Raw genomic sequence first — 18,685 nt, forward strand, 5'->3', positions numbered from 1 at the left:
CTATAGGACTCATATCTGATTTTTGAATAAGATTTCAGATAAAACCCTTAAAAAACAGGTTTTTCAGTTTGAGTATGTTTTCAGAAATCAAATCCGAGTCCTATATTTACCAAGGTACTTAAACATGGCCCAAATCAAAGTATACAGTGCAGTTGTTTGTCCTTATGCTCACCGTACCCGTTTGGTACTCCAAGAGAAGGGGATTGACTTCGATTTGATTGAAATTGATTTGCAGAATAAGCCTGAAGGTTTTACCAAAGTTTCCCCTTATGGTAAAGTACCTGCACTAACTCATGGCGATAACCGAGTTTGGGAATCAGCAGTAATTAACGAATATCTCGATGAGGTATTTCCTAATCCACCACTGTTACCCAGCAGCCCCATTGCAAGGGCACAGGCTCGTATTTGGATCGATTTTGCTAATACCAGATTCGTTCCCGCTTTTTCTACCCTACTGCGGAGTTCAGATCCCCAAAAACAAGAAGAAGCTAAACAGGAACTATCCAAACACCTGGAATTCATTGAAAACGAAGGTTTGGCAAAACTATCTGGGGAAGGCCCTTACTGGTTTGGTGAATCTATCAGTTTGGTGGATTTTACCTATTTTCCTTGGTTTGAACGCTGGGCTGCATTGAAGCAATATCGTGGTTTTGGGATACCAGAAGAGTTTACCCGTCTACGCCAGTGGAAACATGCTTTGAAAGAGCGTGAATCTGTGAAAGCGATCGCTAACTCTAAAGAATTCTACATCGAGCGATATGCTAAATTCGCTGCGCCTACTCTCGCTGCTGTTTAAACGTAATTAATAATTATGTTTCAAGTAGGGTTTAAATTCCTACTTGAAACATAAAATTAAACTCTTTACAATTACGAATTATGAATTACGACTTTACCAAAGTGAGCCGCACTTTTAAGATAACTATAAGCTTCTTGTGCTTCAGTAAAGGGAAAAACTCGATCAATAACTGGTTTAATTTGATGCTGTTGCATCGCCTGATTCATCGCCTCAAACATTTCCCGACTGCCGACATAAATGCCCTGAACTGTTAAACTCTTAAAAAGTATTGGCATGGGGTCAATTTTACTTCCTCTAACTGACAATACGCCAATCAAACTAATCCGTCCCCCAATACGGACTGCTTGTAATGATTTTGGCAGAGTACCTGCACCGCCTACTTCAACTACATGATCTACACCAGTGCGATTAGTTAATTGGTAAACTTGCTTTTCCCAATCTGGTATTGTTTTGTAGTTGATTGTCTCGTCAGCACCAAGCTGTTTAGCTCGTGCTAATTTATCATTATTACTGGAAGTAATAATTACTCTAGCACCATATATTTTGGCGAACTGGAGAGCAAAAATCGAAACTCCCCCAGTACCGAGTAATAAAACATTATCACCTGCGCCAATATTGCCTTTTGTCACCAGTCCATGCCAAGCTGTGACTGCTGCACAGGGTAAAGTTGCCCCTTCAATGTAAGATAGATAGTCTGGTAATATCACCAAACCATCTTGGTGTAATACGACATATTCAGATAGCATTCCATCAATACCGCCTCCGAGATCGGATTTCATTTTCTCTTTGGTTAAAGAGCCATAAATCCAGTCTTGGAAGAAAATACCAGCGACGCGATCGCCTATTTTCACCCGTGTCACACCTTCCCCTACCGCCACGACTTCCCCCGCACCGTCAGATAGGGGAATTAAGGGATACTTCTGTCCAGAACCGTAAGAAGCTTCCATGACAAGCAGATCGCGGTAATTTAAGGATGTTGCTTTGACTTGAACGAGAACTTGTCCCGCAGTTGGTTTTGGTTTAGGGCGATCGACTAATGCGATCGCATTAATCCCGGCGTTGCTTTGAATTTCGTAAGCTTTCATTGGCGGACTCCTTTTGCCAAGATAATAGTGTAGAGAAATTTTGTGTTGCTTTTCTATAGCAAAATAATTATTGTTACCAATTCTGTATGAAGATGCGCTAAACCTAAGTACAAGAAGGAAGGAAGAAATAGAGAAAGAAAGAAGTTAAAAGGCAATACAGTTCAGATAAGAACAAAACACTTGTAGAGACGGCGATTTATCGCGTCTCAAAACCCACGATTGTGTACAAGTAGCATTTTGAACAGTATTGAGTTAAAAGGGATAATTTAAATTCATATAAAAAGCAGTAGTTTAATTTCATATTAAACCACTGCTTTTTATTGTAGATAAATATTGCCTACCCTAAGTTGATGTTATCTCGCCTTATGAGCTTGGTTGCTGATCGGGAAACATACACTTATCAGAATCACAACCACTAGGGCCAGCCTCTGACATTTCACCTAAATCATAGCGGCTTAAGACTGCACAGAAATCATCTGTTTTCCGCCGTGCTTTTACCTCTTGATTCAAGCGATCGTAGGTTGATTTATCTATTGGTTCAAATGGCAAACGGGGGAATGATTGCAAGTCATCAAAACGAGCTAAAAGGGCTGCTGAAATATATCCTTGATCGCTCTGAATAGTTTCATAGATTTTCTGTCCCAAAGGTTCGATTTCATCAGAACGCAGTTCCAAAGTAGCTGATGTGTTATGAGTCACATACCAGCGTTGAACCTGGAGGACAAAATCAAATTGGGCTAAGACTGAAAACTTAGAAACATCAATTTCATCAGCACCTGGTAAATCAGCCCAAGATACAGAAACAGGGATTTCTACCAACCATTCACTCACCCGTGAATCAAAGGGATCGTTGAGCAAATTGCCCTGTTCATCTTTGTCTGATTGTGAGGGAATGACATTGTAACCGTAGTCAATACAGGCTAAGGCTACTGGGTCATTTTTGCCGAAAGTGATGCGGCGAATAAATCTTTGGGCTTTGGGGGGATGCCATCCTGAGCTAGCATTAGTTAACAAAGCCTTAGTACCACTGGGTTGGACTGTGGTACAGCGATTTGGACGTTTGAGATTGTGGCGATCGCAATAATCCCAAACTACACGATGTACAATATCTCTCCAAGAACTTAGATATTTTTCCTCCTCACGCTTGAAAGCTAATCCTTGGGGAGTTGCAGGTCTTCCTGCTTCCCACCAACGCAGCCAATCAACACCAAAAGCATGGACAAAGAAATCAAATAAACCTGTAAAAGAAACTCCCACAATCGGGTCTAATTCACGGCTGTATTGATAGCGTGGTTCTAAGAATTTGTGATTTAAAAGTGCTGCTACAGATAATGCCCCAGCAGTGAAAGCCTCTTCTTGTTCTTTGTAGTTACGTGGGTCGATTTGATTAAGGTGAACCTCAGATAAATTGCAGTGGAAGTTACTACCGATGATTTCCATATTTGTTACCCTAGAGGCTTTTTATCCCCTAGTTCTACTGCTTGATTATTTGCAGTAGCTCCGCGTACCTTTTGTAGATGTGACTTCAGATAATAAAAGTGTTTTTCACATTCACCCCCGCACTCTTGGAAAGATTATATTCTAGACACAAATGCTTGGTGTAATCTAGTTTCACTCTCTACGCTGTACGGTGTCAAAGACTTTTTAATTCCTTTGATTACCACGGGATTAGCATCTCAGCTTTCCCCGTTTTTGCGAGGTTTTTAACGTGAGGCAAAATCACTTACCACACGGATTTAGCCCATAGCGAGCTAAACGATGTTCTAACTCATTAGCATCAAGATTTGAATAGCGTTCTTCTAACCACTGTTTTGCTGTTCCTTGTTCATAAGCTTGTAAAAATTCAACTTTTAGAGCTTGTGTTGGCAGCAAATCAATATTTGATCGCGCTACAGCTTCACCAGCCCATTGAATTGCTCCCTCGCCGCTATAATACTGTTTGCGAACAGCATTTAGACATTCTTCTAAGGTTGGCTTGCGGTGAAAAACTCTGGTATGGTTTGCCATCCTGAGTGCATCACGCTCTGGATCAATTCGCCAGTTGCCATTTTCATCTTGCTGCCATAAGTTATCTTTGGCGGTGGCTCCTTGTTCATCGTCAGCAATAAACTGACGCATCCCCGCGCTTCTTCGGATATTACCTGCAACAATTGTTACGGCAGCTTGATCGATTAACAAACAACATTCAACTGAATTTAATTGCCGTCCTACAGCTTTACTCAGGATGGAAGCACAACGCTGATAGAGTCCGGGCAATTTCACCGGATTAGCAACTCCTCCAAAGCCGTTGAGAGTTTCTCCCGCTTTTCGGACATCGCTGATATCAACTAATACTTCAACTGCTGCTGAAAATTGTTCATCAGTAGAGAGTTCTAATAGGGCTTGATATGATTCAACCCAACCTTCACGGCTATCTCCAACGTGAATAGTGACCTTATTGCCTTCTATATGAGTTTGAGTATATTCACGTCGCTGTTGCACAGGAGTGCTGCCAATTTCACCTTGTACAGTAACATTCAGTTGATTACGAATAGGGGGCAAGTGGTTAATAAATTGTGGTTCTAGGACGGCTCCAGTACCACAGCCCATCATTGCCAGATCCATCATTAATCCGAAGGCACTCCAGTCTTCGAGATTGGTAGAGGTGCAATTATAAGCACCGGAAAAGTTCTTTGGCTTGGTTATCCAGTCTGTGCCACCAACCCATAGCCAGCGTCCACTGGGCATAGCTTTCAGGTTGCGCTGCATCTTATCTAGGATGGCAGCTTCTTCTTGAGTAAGCTTTCCTAACTCGACTAAGCCGAGGAGAGTGCGATCGCATACCTCATCCCATGTTTCCCTTAGTCCCGCCTTTGTTCTGCGGCTATAGGTTCTAAAAAATACGGGATTCGCAGCCGGTGCTGTTTCGGGAAACTTTGCACTCTGGCGTTTTCTTTCTAGCTCTCGAACCATATATTAAGTGTCTTGCGTTCTTGTTGCGTGCGGACAGATTATGACTATACGCCAAGTAGTTTTAGTATTAAAGATTGTCAAATTGTCCACTTTACGCTAGCTCTACTCAGCACTAATTACAACAGAAATTTATGATGTATAATGTCACTCGCCCTTGGGTAGGATCTCGATACGGGGTTTTAATTGGCACAGATTAACTTACAAGTAAATTCTCTTTATACCGATTTTTGTGCAATTACTTAGTGGAGGTATAAACTTTGCTTAAAATTATACAAGTAGAGACTGACGAACATAAAACTCATACACAAAAACTATTTTGGGAATATTTTAATGAGACTAAGTTGATATTCAGCCATCAGTTCGGCATTAATTTAGATGCTAATAAATTCTTTGAGCAATATATGACTCAGCTTCACGAATTTATACCCCCTTCAGGACGCTTACTTTTGGCACAATACGAGGCAAAAATAGCAGGCTGCGCTTGCTTGCGAAAAATTGGCGAAGATGTTGGCGAAATTAAAAGGATGTATGTAAGTCCAGAATTTCGCAGAAAAAGAATCGGTAGAGCATTATTAGGAACTATTCTCAATGAAGCTTCTAGTATTGGTTACTCAAAGATTCGTTTAGACAGCGCCCCTTTTGCAAAAGAAGCACATACACTTTATCGTGTATATGGCTTTCAGGATATCGAACCGTATTTAGAAAAAACAGAGATTCCTTTAGAATATCGAGCAAACTGGGTTTTTATGGAATTGGTTTTAAAATGATCAATATTCGTTGTGAAACTCTGCCAGACTACACAGTAATAGCTGAAGTGAATACATTAGCTTTTGGGCAGGAAAATGAGGCTAAACTTGTGGAGAAAATTCGCCATTCTGACCGCTACATTCCAGAACTTTCTCTGGTTGCAGAGGTTGAAAATGTTGTAGTCGGTCATATTTTATTCAGCTACATTAACCTGGTGAGTGAAGAAACACTACAGGTAATCGCTCTAGCACCTTTAGCGGTTCATCCACAGTTTCAACAACAAGGTATTGGTAGCGCACTGGTACAAGCAGGATTAGAAAAAGCAGATGCAAAGAAAGAAGCCGTAGTTATTGTACTTGGTCATCCTCATTTCTATAATCGTTTTGGCTTTCAGCCTTCTGTTATTTATGAAATCGAGTCTCCTTTTCTAGTACCAGAGGATGTCTTCATGGTTAAAACACTGCAAAGCTATGAAAAAAAGTATAAAGGTAAGGTTGTTTATCCGGCTGCTTTTGAGTAAGTATAGTATTATTTATGCCTAACAATGAGGTGATTTTAGAATAGGAAAAATAGAACAATATCGCACATATATATCCAACACTTATTATTTGTTATAACTACACTATAACTGCCGCAACTACGCCCTTTGTTTGTAACGCAGCCGCAACCCGTAAAATTAAAGCTTCATTATATGGTGCTGCTATCAATTGCACACCTAAAGGTAAAGCATTTGGACGCTGAATTGGTACTGATAAAACGGGTAAGCCGATAAAAGATAATGGTTGAGTAAATAGTCCTAAATGAGGACGGACAAGAATTTCCTCCCCATCCAAAATCATACTTTCTTGACCGATTAACGGTGCAGAAATTGGTGTCGTTGGGGCAATAATTATATCCACATTTTGAAATATTTCTCGAACGCGATCGCGATACCAGCTTCTAAACCGTTGTGCTTGCAGATACCAGCTACTAGGAATTAAAGCCCCAGCCAAAAAGCGATCGCGTGTCGCTGGATCGAAATCTTGAGGGCGATATCGCAATTTTTCCAAATGCAGATTTGCACCCTCGCTAGCTGTAATCACAAAAGCTGCTGCACGGGCGCGGTGTGCTTCTGGTATGGTTACGTATTCAGTGACATTCAAAGCATCAGCTACCTTTTGAACTGCTGCTAAAGCTTCCGGTTCTGCGCCTTTGGTGAAATAATCAGCAGCAATGGCAATTCTGATATTAGAAATATCTTGTTTGAGTTGTGGTAAAACCAATTCAGCCGGACGCTTTGTGCAAATTGGATCGCGATCGTCTTCTCCTTGAAGCACATCAAACACCGTAGCAATATCTTGCACCGAACGCGCAAAAGGGCCAATGTGGTCAAAACTGCTAGAAAATAAAGCTACCCCAGCACGAGATAACCTTCCATAAGTCGGCTTAAAACCAAAAACGCCACATAACGCCGCCGGAACGCGAATTGAACCATTAGTATCAGAACCCAGCGTCAAAGGTACTAACCCAGCAGCAACCGCCGCCGCCGAACCACCTGATGAACCACCAGCAACTCGCTGTAAATCATGAGGGTTGTGAGTAGCACCATAATGGGAGTTTTCCGTAACAAACCCATAAGCGTACTCATCCATATTCAAAGCCCCAACCAGCACAGCACCCGCTTGTTTCAGCTTCGCTACTGCTGTTGCATCTTGGGTAGCTGCTGGGTTTTCTGCATTGATTTTTGACCCCGCCAGAGTCGTTAAACCAGCAATATCGAAGAGATTTTTCACCGCAAAAGGCACACCAGCAAGCAAACCAGGATTATTACCTTGGGCAATTTCTTCATCAATGCAGGCTGCATCCCTTAAAGCTGTTTCAGCAGTCACAGCCGTAAAACAGTTGAGTTGATTATCCCGCGCAGCAATTCGTGCTAACGCAGCTTTGGTAACTTCCACCGCGCTGACTTTGGCTGCACGCACCGCATCTGATATTGTTATGGCATCGGCGGAATCAAAATTCATGCTGGAATATTAGGAGATAGCACTTTTAGCTTTTTGAGTAATAGCAGTCCGCATAGTTTTTGCTAGTTGTAGCAAAATAGCCGTAAGACCTAAATCTAAAATACAAGAGAATAAAAACCAAAAGGGCAGAAATTTATCTTCGGGATTTTTAACAGCTTCTGTAAAAGCGAGCCGATTCACAAGATTTGACCCAATCATACAACCATATAGCGGCCCGATTAACGATCGCACTTGTTCACTTAAACGTGTTAAATCCTCACCTTCACCTTTAAATCGATCAGCAAAAGTAGATAACGTGTTGGCTATTCCCCAAAGGCTATATATAGGAATTAAAAATCGCGCGATCGCACCTCCTGGCGTAATCGGATATTCCTTGAAAATATCCTTTAAATCGGCATGGAGACGATATAGCCAAATCATAAAAACAATGATTGAAATTAAACTAAAAAGTAATGTCACTATTGATAGCAGTGCATCTAGAGAAGCAAGTAGCCCATAAAGTGGCTTTGCTATTACTTGCAACAAAGACAATACCGTAGAAGCAACACCAAATCCTAGCAGCACCCAAAGTAACCGCACCAACAATCTAGCGATACCCGCAGACTTCAATGAAATAACAGTATTGAAATTATTCATCTGATTTTTCCAAGGTATAGTCGGCTATATCTTAGTATTGTTGGTTATATTGCAAACTCAGCAAAATTGCTTAAACATTAAAATAGCTCTTTCTTATGGTTCAAAAACTGGTGCAACTTCAATTTCCTCTGGTAAAGGGAAAGAATTTACAATATTTGCGATCGCACTAATTCTCTCAAAATTTGCCATTACCCCATCCCGATACTCATCTCTTATTTCTAGATCCAACAACAACGCCATAAGATCAACATACTCACCCACATCAAACCCTTCTCTTCTCATCTCTCTTCCTTTGCGCCCTTCGCGCCTTCGCGGTTCGTTATCTTAAACTTATAACTTCTTACCCCAACTGAAATGCGGTTAATTTTATACAGTAAACCCGGCTGTCATTTATGTGAAGGCTTGCAAGAAAAGCTAGAAAAAATCCAAAATCTCAGTTTCGAGTTGGAAATTAGGGATATTACGACTCGTGAAGATTGGTTTGCTGCGTATGAGTATGAAGTGCCAGTACTTTATTTATCGAACCACAGAGGCGCAGAGGACACAGAGGAAAAACCATTGCCGCGTCCTTCTCCTCGTGCTAGTGTGCAACAGTTGGAGCAAATGTTGCGTAAGTATTTAGCCAATTAGAAAAAAATAATGCAGAATAAGCGCAAGATTAAGAATGTGACGAGGTTCACAACATGAAATTGCGGGAATTACTAACGGCGGTAGACAGTGTTGAACAATTGGCTAGTCATCCGACTTTGGAGGATGTGGAAGTTAGGGGTTTGAAGACCAATTCCCATGCTTGTGGTGTGGGAGATTTGTTTATTGGGATGCCAGGAACGCGGGTTGATGGTGGGGAATTTTGGCAAAGTGCGATCGCATCGGGGGCTGTAGCTGCGATCGTTTCTCCCGAAGCTGCACAAAAAAATCCCCCTACAAATGAGGCTGTGGTCATCAGTGCAAGTAATATAACTCAAGCTTGTGCCCAGATAGCTAGTGCTTTTTATGGTTATCCAGGGCAAAAACTCAAGCTGGTAGGCGTGACTGGTACCAATGGCAAAACTACAACTACCCATATTATTGAATTTCTCTTAATCAAAGCTAATCTCGCCACAGCTTTGATGGGAACTCTCTATACTCGTTGGGCAGGTTTTGAGCAAACTGCTGCCCACACTACGCCCTTTGCAGTGGAACTACAACAGCAACTAGCAGAGGCTGTAAATGCTGGTAGTGAGTTCGGAGTGATGGAAGTAAGTTCTCACGCGTTGGCTCAAGGTAGAGTGTTGGGCTGTCAATTTGAGGTAGCGGTGTTCAGTAATCTTACTCAAGACCATCTCGACTATCACCGCGACATGGAAGATTACTTTGCTGCCAAAGCGTTGTTGTTTAGCCCTGATTATCTCAAGGGACGGGCAATAATTAATGCTGATGATTCTTACGGAAAGCGGTTAATTGCCTCGTTAGATTCCGAACGGGTTTGGAGTTACAGCGTCAACGACAACAGCGCTGATTTATGGATGAGTGATTTAAGTTACGAGCCGAATGGTGTCAGTGGGACATTACATACACCAAAAGGTGACGTAGCTTTTCGATCGCCACTAGTCGGACAATATAATTTAGAAAATCTTCTCGCAGCCGTAGGAGCAGTTTTACACTTAGGGCTAGATTTGCAGTTAGTGGCATCTGTGATACCTGAGTTTCCCGGAGTTCCCGGACGAATGGAACGGGTACAGATTAATTCTGACCAGGATATTAGCGTGATTGTAGATTATGCCCACACACCCGATAGCTTGGAAAACTTGTTGAAAGCTGCACGTCCATTTATACCTGGGAAGGTAATTTGCGTGTTTGGTTGTGGCGGCGATCGCGATCGCACCAAGCGCCCAATTATGGGTAGAATTGCTGCTGAATTAGCTGATGTGGCAGTAGTGACATCAGATAATCCCCGCACAGAAAACCCAGAACGGATTTTAGAAGACGTTTTGGCGGGAATTGCCCAAACAGTAAAACCAATGGTAATTTGTGATCGGGCTACTGCAATTCGTACTGCTATTTTACAAGCACAACCAGGTGATGGAGTGCTGCTTGCTGGTAAAGGTCACGAAGACTACCAAATTCTCGGCACCGAAAAAATCCATTTTGACGACCGAGAACACGCACGCGACGCTTTACAGCAAAGATTTAATAGCCAAGCTTAATTTATCAAGAAAGGCAGGAGGCAGAGGGCAGGAGGCAGGAGGAAAACTCCCCGACGCTCGCGGACTAGCTAACGCTACGCTATCTGCCTCTTGCCGCGACCATAGGGTCTTGGGTTTAAGACAAGAACTCCAAATTGAAAATTTGGTGAGCCAGCCCGGTCTTGTTGTTTCAACAAAGAGGAGCCAGCGCGGTCTTGGGGGTTTCCCCCATGAGCGACTGGCGTTGGACTGGCGAACCCGAAGGGTGGCTCTTTTTCAGGAGGGGTTTGAATCCCCAACTGAGGTAAAACCTTCTGCCTCCTGCCTCCTGCCTCCCCTGCTCCCCGCCCCTTATGGCTGTAGTTTTTGATATTTAATGTTTCTTTCCGTGGGGTTTTTGTAAAAGATGGACACATAAAGGTGAAAATCGAGACAGAATTATTTCTTGCTTCATCCTTTTTGTGCTTGACTCATGAATGTTTCTCTGACTAAGGATCTGTCTGTTTATCAACTGGTTATGGGAGTGCAAGTGCCTCCAAAACCATTGTCTCTCAGTCCTGCGACTCTGCTATCACTGGTGAGAGCGCAAATTGACTTACTAATTGAGCAGCAAATTGCAGCCACTTTATGGGTGAAGCTACCACCAGAAAAAATTTGGCAATCAGAATTAGCGCGTTACCAATCCTCAGTGGGTGCGTCTAGTATTATCTATACTTGCCAGATTGACGAAAATGAAAAACAGGGAGCGGGGGAAGATGAGGAAGCAGGGAGCAGGGAGCAGGGGGAAAATTCCTCTCCTCTGCACTCTTCCCCCCTCCCCTCTGCCTCATCCCCCTCATCTGCTCATCATGTCACCGTTCACCTGCCACCAGATAGCCAACTGCGACGGGAAAACTTTTTGATGGTGTTATCGCCCCAGTTTTGTAGTTTAATTTTGGCTCATCGACCACTTAAAAAACGCAAGAATCAAACATCGGGGAAGGTAAATACTAATAAAAATCAGCCACTGCTGATTATCACTACTGTTGAGGGGAGAGTAATTCAGCAAGTATTAAATGGTATCCAAAAAGCGATATCTAACGACCATCTGCCAGGCAGTTACGCGCCAGAATCATCGCCAATTGTACCTGCTGATTTTATTTGTCCAACGATGCCGGAAGCGGCAACGATGAGTCAACTGTTTACAAAACAACTCCTGCGACAGGATGAAATTAATCGCCAAATCATCACAGCCCGCACTACCAAGTTGCAGCTGATAAATCAAGAACTGCACAACAAAGAACAATTCCAAGATGAATATCTGAAAAATCTTTGTCAGGAACTGCGTATACCCCTGACGCATATCAAAACAGCACTTTCGTTATTGAATTCTCCTAATCTCAAACCTACGCAGCGACAACGTTATTTACAGATGTTAAATACCCAGTGCGATCAACAAAATTCTCTAATTACAGGTTTGTTGGAACTGGTGCAACTAGAACGTAATTTGGAGGGGATGGTTTTGGAGTCGGTGCGGCTCTCAGAGATTGTACCTGGAGTAGTGAGTACGTACCAACCTTTAGCCCAAGAAAAAGGTATTATGCTAGCCTACACCGTACCCACTGAACTGCCATCTATTTGGTGTGTGAGTGGTGGGCTGAGGCAGATTGTAATTAATCTGCTACACAATAGCATTAAGTTTACTCCTAATGGGGGTGAAGTATGGGTGCGTGCCCGTCTTCAAGGCGATTATGTCCAATTAGAATTCCGCGATACAGGTATTGGTATTGCCGAAAGCGAGATTTCCAAAATCTTTGAGCGATTTTATCGTGTGCGTACATCAGCTACAGAAGATTATGCTGGTGCTGGCTTGGGGTTAACAATAGTACAGCAATTGCTGCTGCGCTGTGGGGGATCTATTTCTGTAAAAAGTAAATTATATGAAGGTTCCACATTTACAGTGCAACTGGCAATTGTTGGCGATGCCCCAAGAGCGATCGCAATAGAACATGAGTGATCGGTTATGATTATCCCCTAAGTTAACTTTGTGGTGCTATGCAACTTTGCTTAAGAGGTTGTTTAAAAAGTATTTGGCTGTGATTTTAGACACTTATTGATCCCCCCTAACTCCCCTTAAAAAGCTACGGTGTACACACAAGTCTTTGAGACTTGCCCCATAAGCTTTAGATCCCCCCAACCCCCTTAAAAAAGGGGGCAAAAAGCTCTCAAAGTCCCCCTTTTTAAGGGGGATTTAGGGGGATCTAAAAGGATTTGATACATCACTAAGAACTTTTCAAACATCCTCTAAAACACAAAGAAAATAACCATGCCCAATGCCCACTTATCTAGTCCGTAACAACTGCACAAAGGTATTACTCACCGTATTGTCTTTAGTATCCGCCGCGTATTGAATCAAATCTTCTCGCAGTTCTTTGGCTGCATCTAAAGGAAGTAAGGTTGCTAGCAAGAAATAAACACCACGAAAACGCGGATCGCCCATTCTATCAACTAATAGTGATTCGGCGGTATCAGTTTCGCCGAGAAAGTTTTGCACCAAGAAGAAATCCATGATTTTATCGTGGCGGAAGTACCATTCTTTCTTGGCTTCGCCTTTTTCATCTTGCCACTGACGGCTGACTACCATCTTGTATTTATCGTCTTCTAAAGACATGGCAACTTGGTGAAATTCATCGGCGGGTAAGGCTTGTTTGTCCTCGAGTCGCATTTGGAAGACGGCGGCGGAAAATCTTTTGAGCGGAAATTCTTGTTTCCATTCTTGCTGGTATTCTGCCGCCATCAGGTTGTATTGCTGTTCTTGCAGGCGAAACAAGTTTGGATGTTTACCTTGTGATAGCATCAGCGCTACTACTGTTAGATCCATTGGATTAGAAAGAATTCGGCGGACAGCATCTAACTCTTCTTTGGGTTGCTGGTTGTTGAGGACTTCTGTTAAATAATTGGTGCAGGCTTGGGCGTAATCAGCACCTTGAATTTTGGCATCTTGGGGGAGTCGCGGCTGACGGGAGATCAAAAACTCTTGAATTTGTTGTTGTTCAAGGGGCTGCAAGTAGTAGGTTTTGGCTGTTGAGGGGGGTGTCCACTCTAGGGGCTGGGTTGTCATGATAATGTTGCCCCGGAAATAGCTTTCAACAAACTGGCAGATTTTGGCGCGGGTTTCGGCGGTGACTTCGTTGAGTCCGTCGATGCAGATATCTATCGCGCCACTGTAAATCAGGTTTTTCAGGAAGCCGGCATCTTGGGCTTGTCCGTGTAGCTTGTCTTGGATGGCTTCAATTACGCCTTTATGACACTTTTGGGCGGGGAGATAAACGACTATGCGCTGGGAGCTTTTCAAGAGATGACGGAGAAACATCGATTTGCCTAAGCCGGAATCTCCTTGTAAGATAATTTGTCCTTGAATACTGGGTAGGGCTGCGGTTATGGGGAGGATGTCTCCTGAAGTGGGGACTTTGACTTGAGACTCTGGGAAGTATGATTGGTCATAAAAATTATCTAAGCCGGCATCGGCTAATAGGGAAGGTTTGAAGGGTTCAAATAATTTGCGGCGGAAGGGGGGAAACCAGGTGAGGAGAAAGCCGACATAGCCCACGCCGAGAATACGGCGTACCCAAGGGTTCCAGAAGAAGATGGCTTGGATTTGGGGGAATTTGGGGTAGGCAAAGATGAGGGCTAACCAAAAGGCTGCATGGATGAGGATAGTGTTTCTGCTACGAACAAACCACCGCCACACTTCTAAATTATCTATTGCTGATTGCACGGCATTAGCATTGGTGGAGTTGACTTTTTTGAGATTGCTGTAATGGCTTTGCAGTAAACCGATATCCTGTAATTTCCAAGGAACGTTTTTGTTGGCGGCTACTTCGGAAATTTGTTTAGCTAAGTCGTTGCGTAAACGTTCTAGCCCTTGACTGCCATTCCAAGCTTCCAGAAATACGTTGAGGGTTTTGACACCTTCATCGTGTTTGAGTGTGTCAGGAACAGCTTGAGCAGAGCCAAGCCATTTGAGTAGAGTTTTTACTTGCTCAGTGCCACCACCCAGGAAATAGGTTAAAAAACGCCAATTTAAGTATTCTGAATAACCAGGTTCATAAAAATTATTTAGAATTACAACAACTTCTTTTAACTCCAGTTTTCTGATATTGCCGAATCCTACTGCTGCACTGCTACGAACAGATGAGTCTACTTTTTCATCCTTAAGGAAGTTGAGGATGTTAGGGATGTATGAAGCTGCCCCTTGCCTTAAGTTGCCTAATGCTTTTGCTATATCACCACGACCATATGAGCTAATCTTTTCATCCTTGAGGAAGTTGAGGATGTCAGGGATGTATTGAGCCGCCGCCGGCCCGAAGTTGCCCAATGCCTCTGCCGCACTTCTAAGAACGGAGGCGTCCACCTTTTCATTCTTGAGGATATTAGCAATGTCAGGGACATACTTGGCTGCGGCGTCTCCCAAGTTGCCCAATGCCGATACCGCACCTGAACGAACGTAGGCGGGAACCTTTTCATCCTTGAGGATTTTGGCAGCTTTTTCGGCAATATCCTCTGGTTTCTTCACCAGGGATTTTAAATCTTTCAGATTATATTCAACTAATTTATCCAGAGCATATTTCTTAACTTGGTTTTGTCCATCATCAAGGGCTGCTGATATACCGTTAATCTGCCAATCTTGGGGTTTGGGTTTGGGGGTTTCTTTGGCGTTTACCCAAGGTAGAGAGAGGAAGAAAGTCAGGAGTAGGGTGAAACAGAAAAGGAAAAAGAGGGAGAGCTTGTTAGTGTGGCAGGGAGTTATGAGCATAAATCAGGGCAGGGTGGCAGATTACACGCGGCTATCGGTATAATATCAAGCTTGCAATTCCTAATTCCTGATTTAGAGCCTCTAATGCTTGTGGACGAGTATTAAAGACTCATTAACGAAGCTTTGAGGTTCACCGACGAAGCTTTGAGGTTCACCGATGATGCTTTGAGGTTCAGCGACGATGCTTTGAGGTTCATCGACGAAGCTTTGAGGTTCATCGGCGAAGCTTTGAGGTTCATCGGCGAAGCTTTGAGGTTCATCGATGATGCTTTGAGGTTCATCGATGATGCTTTGAGGTTCATCGATGATGCTTTGAGGTTCATCGACGATGCTTTGAGGTTCATCGACGATGCTTTGAGGTTCATTAACCAAAATATACATCTCGTTTTGTAAATCAAGATACTCTCAATATGATTCGGTTAAGGTGCATAGCCATTGGAGATCCCCCTAAATCCCCCTTAAGAAGGGGGACTTTAAGAGCTTTTTGCCCCCCTTTTTAAGGGGGGTTGGGGGGATCAAAAGCCTGGGGCGCAACTCTAGAAGACTTGTATGTGTACACGGTAGCTTTTTAAGGGGTGCTAGGGAGGATCAGACGCTGTATCTGCTCACACACACTATCAAAGTGATTTAAAACTTGACTATTGGTAAACCTAATAATCTTTAAACCATAGCCTTCCAAAATATTTGTTCTCTCCAGATCGTAATCTTGAGCTTCATCTGTAAAATGGCTATCCCCATCAATTTCAATAACTGTTTTTAAAGTAGGGCAGTAGAAATCAACTATGAAATGATGAATCGGTCGTTGTCTGAAAACCCGATATTGAAAATTTCTCAAATATTCATTCCACAGCTTTTTTTCTGCTGGGGTCATATTTTTACGAAGTTCTTTCGCTCTTTCTACAAGCTTTGGATTGTAAGGTAAATGGTGATTGCTGCTATTGAGTTTGTTTATCATAGTTTCTAGTATTTATGCTCCCTACCCAATACTGCGTGGGTTTTGGTGCATAGTCATTCGAGATCCCCCCTAACCCCCCTTAAGAAAGCGGGGAACCAGAGTCAAAGTCACCGTTTTTAAGGCAATAAATAGGGTTTACTTAACGTTTTGATCCCCCCTAACCCCCCTTAAAAAAGGGGGGAACCGGAGTCAAAGTCCCCCTTTTTAAGGGGGATTTAGGGGGATCTCAAAGTATTTGCTACATCACTAAAGGCTTTTTAAAAGCCTTTAAGAATCGACAGCAGCTTTAACCGATTTACTTTTAATAGCTTTAAACCGTTCGCCTAATTGTTCAGCAATAGTTTTTAACCCTGGAGTTTTTTTAGCAGCAGTCTTGACGTAATCATAAACTGTCAAACTACTACCCATTGCTTCGCTACCAACAGCCATTAGGGTATCATCTACCTGTTCTGTAAGTTGTCGCAGTCCAATCAAAACTTCGGTGAGGTTAGCGGCTAATTGGTAATCCCGCACAAATTCATCTAAATCAAAACTGGCTGGCAAAATGTCTCGGTTAGATTGGGCAGCAATCAGGCTATTGTTGACGAAAGCTAGTCTTTTATCGCCCATCTTAAATAAGTTGCGTCGTTCTTCTGCACTCAGGGTAACGAGAAAAGGCAACTTTGCTTGGATAGTCGCAAAGGCTGCTTTAATTTCTTGGATATCTGCTGGGGAAAGGGAGGCGGTAATGTTTTGGTAAGGCATTGGATATTTACTGTGGTGAATCTGTTTGTTATGATTCCCACTGGTAAATGCGATCGCACAATAGTTAAGAAGACGCGATAAATCGCCGTCTCTACAAGAGATTGATTGTAGAGACGGCGATTTATCACGTCTTTATTATTGAGGATTTATCGCGTCTTTATTATTTTTATTAACGCGATGGTTTCTTACCAAATCCGTAGCGCAATCTATCCATAATCCAACTTTGGAAGTTATCAATGTAGCTAAATATCACTGGCACTACTACCAATGTCAGCAGAGTAGAAGTTGTGAAACCGCCCATAATGGCAATTCCCATTGGTTGCCGAACTTCAGAACCTGCGCCAATTCCTAACGCTAGGGGCAGAATACCGGCGATGGTTGCCAGAGAAGTCATTAAAATCGGACGCAGACGTGACACGCCAGCTTCTACGAGTGCCTGACGCTGAGTTTTGCCTTCTTGTATGTTGATGATTGTATAGTCCACCAATAAAATCGAGTTTTTGGTGACAATCCCTAACAGCAACACGATACCAATCAAGGCATATATCCCCAATGGTTTTTGAGCAACCATTAAGGCTACCAGTGCGCCGCCTAAACAAAAGGGCAAGGCCGCCATAATCGATAATGGATGAAGAAAGTTGTTATACAGCAACACCAGAATCGCATAGATACACATTAATGCCAGCCCCAATGCGCCACCAAAGCGCCCAAAAATCTCTTGCATAATTTTGGCGCTACCGGAGGGTTGCTGTACTACGCCTGGCGGTAAGTTTTGCATTACAGGTAGTTTGTTGATTGTTTCTACAGCCTCTCCCAAAGAAATCCCTTGTAAATTGGCTTCTACAGCAACTTGACGGGCGCGATCGTAACGGTTGATGGTTGCAGGGCCACTACCAAAACGGATATCTGCAACTGCCACCAGGGGAATCAATTTGCCATTTTGACTGAGGACTTGCAGATTTGTGATTGTGTTAATGTCAGCCCGGACTTTCGGATCGATTTGTACGCGAATGGGAATTTGCCGATCGCTTAAATTAAATTTTGCCAAGTTGGCCTCATTATCGCCGATGGTGGCAAGAGAAGCTGTCCGAGCGATCGCTTGTACTGTCACTCCCAAATCTGCTGCCCGTTGCGGGTTAGGAATTACTAAAATCTCTGGTTTAACCAAACTTGCAGTCGAAGACACTTCCACCAATCCTGGTAGCGATCGCATCTGCTTTTCTAGGGCATCAGCCGCTTGATTTAATGCTTCGGGATTTTCACTTCTGAGAACAATTGATAAACCCTTCCGACTATCTCCTGGTGACTGACTTTGAAAACTAATTCTAGCTCCTGGTATTTGCTCAAAGGCAGGGCGTACTTGTTCTTCAAATTGTTTTTGAGAAATCTTTCGTTCTTCTCTAGGTTTGAGATTAATCGCCAGGCTTGCAGAATTGATCTCTTCGGTTGCTAGTACACGTTCAACCACTGGGTTTTGCCGGATGATATCAGTCGCCTGTGTGACTACCTTGTTAACATCTTCTAATGTCGAACCAGGAGGTAATTCTATAGATACGTTAGAAATGCCAAAGTCACCATCATCAACAAAACCCTTGGGAATTAAAGGAACTAGCATCAGACTGGCAATGAAGAAAGCTAAAGCGATCGCTATTGTGGTCAATCTATGGCGTAACGCCCACTGTAAAAGCGATCTATAAGGTTGAAAACCCCGACGCTTTTGATTCCTAACTTTTCTGTTTCCCTGATTTCCACCTGGAAGCGTAAATTTAAAATTAAACAATTTTATTACTCCCCCACTCCCCAATCC

At 43.0% G+C, this 18,685-nt stretch carries 16 protein-coding genes and 2 pseudogenes; 6 read left to right on the top strand and 12 right to left on the bottom strand.

The annotated features are described in order from the left end of the window. The first annotated feature begins 124 nt into the window (after positions 1-124). Entirely contained in the window at positions 125-796 is a 672-nt protein-coding gene (locus G1O98_RS28095) for a glutathione S-transferase family protein (RefSeq protein ID WP_163934985.1), read from the top strand. 71 nt (positions 797-867) lie between these two features. Here G1O98_RS28095 and G1O98_RS28100 read toward each other — a convergent pair whose 3' ends face one another. The 3 genes and pseudogenes from G1O98_RS28100 to nrdJ (G1O98_RS28110) all read right to left on the bottom strand — a co-directional run. Then, positions 868-1,881 (bottom strand): NAD(P)-dependent alcohol dehydrogenase, encoded by a 1,014-nt coding sequence (locus tag G1O98_RS28100; protein WP_163934988.1) that lies wholly within the window; start codon positions 1,879-1,881, stop codon positions 868-870. Positions 1,882-2,244: 363 nt separating this feature from the next. Beyond that, positions 2,245-3,318: pseudogene (nrdJ, locus tag G1O98_RS28105) on the bottom strand (ribonucleoside-triphosphate reductase, adenosylcobalamin-dependent); the annotation flags it as partial. A 285-nt stretch (positions 3,319-3,603) separates the two neighbouring features. Then, positions 3,604-4,833 (bottom strand): annotated as a pseudogene (gene nrdJ, locus G1O98_RS28110) (ribonucleoside-triphosphate reductase, adenosylcobalamin-dependent); the annotation flags it as partial. Between the two features lie 257 nt (positions 4,834-5,090). Between nrdJ (G1O98_RS28110) and G1O98_RS28115 the strand changes: the two are divergent. Together G1O98_RS28115 and G1O98_RS28120 are read left to right on the top strand one after the other, a co-directional pair. After that, positions 5,091-5,600, top strand: a complete 510-nt coding sequence (locus G1O98_RS28115; protein ID WP_163934991.1) for a GNAT family N-acetyltransferase — start codon at positions 5,091-5,093, stop codon at positions 5,598-5,600. Continuing rightward, complete coding sequence (locus G1O98_RS28120; protein WP_163934994.1) at positions 5,597-6,100, top strand: N-acetyltransferase; 504 nt, start codon at positions 5,597-5,599, stop codon at positions 6,098-6,100. Before G1O98_RS28115 ends, G1O98_RS28120 begins: the two co-directional genes overlap by 4 nt. 97 nt (positions 6,101-6,197) lie before the next feature. On the opposite strand, the gene G1O98_RS28125 is transcribed toward G1O98_RS28120, so the two are convergent. The 3 genes from G1O98_RS28125 to G1O98_RS28135 all read right to left on the bottom strand — a co-directional run bounded on the left by G1O98_RS28125 (position 6,198) and on the right by G1O98_RS28135 (position 8,501). Next, complete coding sequence (locus G1O98_RS28125) at positions 6,198-7,583, bottom strand: AtzE family amidohydrolase (RefSeq protein ID WP_163934997.1); 1,386 nt, start codon at positions 7,581-7,583, stop codon at positions 6,198-6,200. 9 nt (positions 7,584-7,592) lie between these two features. Further along, the gene (locus G1O98_RS28130) at positions 7,593-8,219 is read right to left on the bottom strand and encodes a DUF4328 domain-containing protein (RefSeq protein WP_163935002.1); all 627 of its coding nucleotides are present in this window, start codon (positions 8,217-8,219) and stop codon (positions 7,593-7,595) included. 93 nt (positions 8,220-8,312) lie between these two features. Then, positions 8,313-8,501, bottom strand: coding sequence for a DUF4089 domain-containing protein (locus G1O98_RS28135; protein ID WP_163935005.1), 189 nt, complete (start codon positions 8,499-8,501; stop codon positions 8,313-8,315). Positions 8,502-8,573: 72 nt separating this feature from the next. Between G1O98_RS28135 and G1O98_RS28140 the strand changes: the two genes are divergently transcribed. Both G1O98_RS28140 and G1O98_RS28145 read left to right on the top strand, forming a co-directional pair. After that, complete coding sequence (locus tag G1O98_RS28140) at positions 8,574-8,849, top strand: glutaredoxin family protein (protein ID WP_163935008.1); 276 nt, start codon at positions 8,574-8,576, stop codon at positions 8,847-8,849. 53 nt (positions 8,850-8,902) lie between these two features. After that, positions 8,903-10,405, top strand: coding sequence for a UDP-N-acetylmuramoyl-L-alanyl-D-glutamate--2,6-diaminopimelate ligase (locus G1O98_RS28145; RefSeq protein WP_163935011.1), 1,503 nt, complete (start codon positions 8,903-8,905; stop codon positions 10,403-10,405). A 74-nt stretch (positions 10,406-10,479) separates the two neighbouring features. Here the strand turns inward: G1O98_RS28145 and G1O98_RS28150 are convergent, their stop codons facing one another. Beyond that, entirely contained in the window at positions 10,480-10,800 is a 321-nt protein-coding gene (locus G1O98_RS28150) for a hypothetical protein (RefSeq protein WP_163935013.1), read from the bottom strand. 56 nt (positions 10,801-10,856) lie between these two features. Between G1O98_RS28150 and G1O98_RS28155 the strand changes: the two genes are divergently transcribed. Next, complete coding sequence (locus G1O98_RS28155) at positions 10,857-12,380, top strand: DICT sensory domain-containing protein (RefSeq protein WP_163935016.1); 1,524 nt, start codon at positions 10,857-10,859, stop codon at positions 12,378-12,380. Positions 12,381-12,704: 324 nt separating this feature from the next. On the opposite strand, the gene G1O98_RS28160 is transcribed toward G1O98_RS28155, so the two are convergent. The 5 genes from G1O98_RS28160 to G1O98_RS28180 all read right to left on the bottom strand — a co-directional run. After that, positions 12,705-15,179: a HEAT repeat domain-containing protein gene (locus G1O98_RS28160; RefSeq protein ID WP_175586901.1), complete on the bottom strand. Its 2,475-nt coding sequence runs from the start codon at positions 15,177-15,179 to the stop codon at positions 12,705-12,707. A gap of 81 nt (positions 15,180-15,260) precedes the next feature. After that, positions 15,261-15,551, bottom strand: coding sequence for a hypothetical protein (locus G1O98_RS28165; RefSeq protein ID WP_163935019.1), 291 nt, complete (start codon positions 15,549-15,551; stop codon positions 15,261-15,263). A 196-nt stretch (positions 15,552-15,747) separates the two neighbouring features. Next, positions 15,748-16,134: an endonuclease domain-containing protein gene (locus tag G1O98_RS28170; protein WP_163935023.1), complete on the bottom strand. Its 387-nt coding sequence runs from the start codon at positions 16,132-16,134 to the stop codon at positions 15,748-15,750. Positions 16,135-16,401: 267 nt separating this feature from the next. After that, positions 16,402-16,878, bottom strand: a complete 477-nt coding sequence (locus G1O98_RS28175; protein ID WP_163935026.1) for a hypothetical protein — start codon at positions 16,876-16,878, stop codon at positions 16,402-16,404. Positions 16,879-17,047: 169 nt separating this feature from the next. Further along, positions 17,048-18,685, bottom strand: a 1,638-nt coding sequence (locus tag G1O98_RS28180; RefSeq protein WP_243458561.1) for an efflux RND transporter permease subunit, incomplete at its 5' end; no start/stop codon positions are given.

This window comes from Nostoc sp. UIC 10630, assembly GCF_010747425.1.
Taxonomy (GTDB): domain Bacteria; phylum Cyanobacteriota; class Cyanobacteriia; order Cyanobacteriales; family Nostocaceae; genus Nostoc.